At 72.2% G+C, this 2,677-nt stretch carries 3 protein-coding genes; 2 read left to right on the top strand and 1 reads right to left on the bottom strand.

Annotated features, from left to right (window positions below; translation table 11 throughout):
* Together VFZ39_RS04040 and VFZ39_RS04035 are read left to right on the top strand one after the other, a co-directional pair.
* The coding region (locus VFZ39_RS04040; protein WP_414690259.1) for a tRNA (adenosine(37)-N6)-threonylcarbamoyltransferase complex transferase subunit TsaD at positions 1–662 on the top strand (662 nt) is incomplete at its 5' end.
* Between the two features lie 129 nt (positions 663–791).
* Entirely contained in the window at positions 792–1,784 is a 993-nt protein-coding gene (locus tag VFZ39_RS04035; RefSeq protein ID WP_330864439.1) for an IS481 family transposase, read from the top strand.
* Here the strand turns inward: VFZ39_RS04035 and VFZ39_RS04030 are convergent.
* Positions 1,781–2,677 (bottom strand): ABC-F family ATP-binding cassette domain-containing protein (locus tag VFZ39_RS04030; RefSeq protein ID WP_330864438.1); only part of this gene is annotated, 897 nt, incomplete at its 5' end. The genes VFZ39_RS04035 and VFZ39_RS04030 overlap by 4 nt on opposite strands.

The raw sequence follows: 2,677 nt of genomic DNA, 5'->3' as shown, positions 1-2,677 counted from the left end.
ACGGGCCGCTCGCCGAGCCGTCGATCGCGCTGCTGGTGTCGGGCGGGCACAGCTCGCTGCTGCTCGTGCCCGACCTGGCGCAGGACGTGCAGTCGCTGGGCCGGACGGTCGACGACGCGGCAGGGGAGGCCTTCGACAAGGTCGCCCGCGTGCTCGGCCTGCCGTTCCCCGGCGGCCCGCACATCGACCGCGTCGCCCGCGACGGCGACCCGGCGGCCATCGGGTTCCCGCGCGGCCTCACCGGCCCCCGCGACGCGCCCTACGACTTCTCCTTCTCCGGGCTGAAGACGGCGGTGGCGCGCTGGGTCGAGGCGCGGCAGCGGGCGGGGGAGCAGGTGCCGGTGGCCGACGTCGCGGCGTCCTTCCAGGAGGCCGTCGCCGACGTGCTGACGGCCAAGGCGGTGCGCGCCTGCCGCGACCACGGGGTCGACCACCTCGTCCTCGGGGGCGGGGTGGCCGCCAACTCACGGCTGCGCGCGCTCGCCGAGGAGCGGTGCGCGGCGGCCGGGATCGTGCTGCGCGTGCCGAGCCCGCGGCTGTGCACCGACAACGGCGCCATGGTGGCCGCCCTCGGCTCCCGCCTCGTGGCGTCCGGAATCGCGCCGTCGCTGCCGGACCTCGGCGCCGACAGCTCGCTGCCGATCGAGGTCGTCCGGGGCTAGGTGTACTGATCAGCAACGTTGGTCGAGAGCGTGTGACCACGGGATCTGATTGAAGGATCTTGTGGAGGAGGACCTCCGGACGTGGGGTGGAGCTGCTCAAGGCGACCACTTCACAACCCGGAGGTCCTCGTGGCCCACGCTAACGCCGCTCTGACTCCTCGCCAGCGTCTGCGCCTGGCTCGCGCCGTGGTCGAGGACGACTGGTCGATCGCTTACGCCGCCGCGGTGTTCCAGGTGGCCTGGCCCACCGCCAAACGCTGGGCGGTCCGCTACGAGCAGGCCGGCCCGGCCGGGATGGTCGATCGCAGCTCGCGGCCGCACCGCTGCCGGCGCCGCACCCCGCGGCCGCTGGTCCGGCGGATCGTGCACCTGCGCTGGCACCAGCGGCTGGGGCCGGTAGAGATCGCCGCCCGTCTCGGCATGCCGGCCTCGACGGTCTACGCGGTGCTGCGCCGCTGCCGGATCAACCGCCTGGCCCACATCGATCGGCGCACTGGCGAGAAGATCCGGCGCTACGAACACGAGCGGCCCGGATCGCTGCTGCACGTCGACGTGAAGAAGCTGGGCAACATCCCCGACGGCGGTGGCTGGCGCTACGTCGGCCGCACCCAGGGCAGGTATCACCGCGCCGTCACCCCCGGCAAGCCCCGCAACAGCTACGGCAACCCCAAGCTGGGCACCGCCTTCGTGCACACCGTGCTCGACGACCACAGCCGGCTCGCCTACGCCGAGATCCACGACGACGAGACCGCTGCGACCGCCATCGGTGTGCTGCGCCGGGCGGTGGCCTGGTTCGCCGCCCGCGGAGTCACAACGGAGCGCGTGCTCTCCGACAACGGCTCGGCCTACCGCTCCCACGCCTGGCGCGACGCCTGCCTCGAGCTCGGGATCACTCCCAAGCGGACCCGGCCCTATCGACCGCAGACCAACGGCAAGATCGAACGCTTCCACCGCACCCTGGCCGACGGATGGGCCTTCCGGAGGATGTTCCTCAGCGAACTCGCCCGCCGCCAAGCCCTGCCCGGCTGGCTACACGAGTACAACCATCACCGGCCCCACACCGCGATCGGACGCCGCGCACCGATCACCCGCTTGACCAACCTGTCTGGGCAGTACAGCTAGGCCAGTTCGACGAGGTCGGCGAGGTCCTCGCTCCAGGCGTCCTCGGTGCCGTCGGGCAGCAGGATGACCTTGTCGGGGTCGAGCGCCCGGACGGCGCCCTCGTCGTGGGTGACCAGAACGATGGCGCCGGCGTAGGTGCGCAGGGCCTCGAGCACCTGCTCCCGGCTGGCCGGGTCCAGGTTGTTGGTCGGCTCGTCGAGCAGCAGCACGTTGGCGCCCGAGACGACGAGGGTCGCCATGGCCAGGCGGGTGCGCTCGCCGCCGGACAGCGTGCCGGTGCGCTGGTCGACGGTCTCGCCCGAGAAGAGGAACGCGCCGAGGATCTTGCGGAGCTCGGTGTCGGTGCTGTCGGGCGCGGACGAGCGCATGTTCTCCAGCAGCGTCCGGTCCATGTCCAGGGTCTCGTGCTCCTGGGCGTAGTACCCGACGCGCAGCCCGTGGCCGGCCTTGACCTCACCGGTGTCGGGCGACTCCGTGCCGGCGAGCATGCGCAGCAGCGTCGTCTTCCCTGCGCCGTTGAGCCCGAGGACGACGACCCGCGCGCCGCGGTCCACCGCGAGGTCGACGTCGGTGAAGATCTCCAGCGACCCGTAGCTCTTCGACAGGCCCTCGGCCGTGAGCGGGGTCTTCCCGCAGGCGGCCGGCGTCGGGAAGCGCAGCTTCGCGACCTTGTCGTGCACCCGCACGTCGGCGAGACCGGCGGCCAGCCGCTCGGCCCGCTTGTCCATGCTCTTCGCGGCCTTGGCCTTGGTGGCCTTCGCCCGCATCTTGTCCGCCTGGGCGTTGAGCGTGTCGATCTTCCGCTCGGTGTTGGCCCGCTCCTGCTTGCGGCGCCGCTCGTCGGTCTCCCGCTGCTGCAGGTAGCGCTTCCAGCCGAGGTTGTAGATGTCGAC

This window comes from Nocardioides sp., from assembly GCF_036374615.1.
Taxonomy (GTDB): Bacteria; Actinomycetota; Actinomycetes; order Propionibacteriales; family Nocardioidaceae; genus Nocardioides.
Note: the sequence above shows the minus strand (reverse complement) of the source record. Positions and strands in the feature narration are given on the sequence as shown.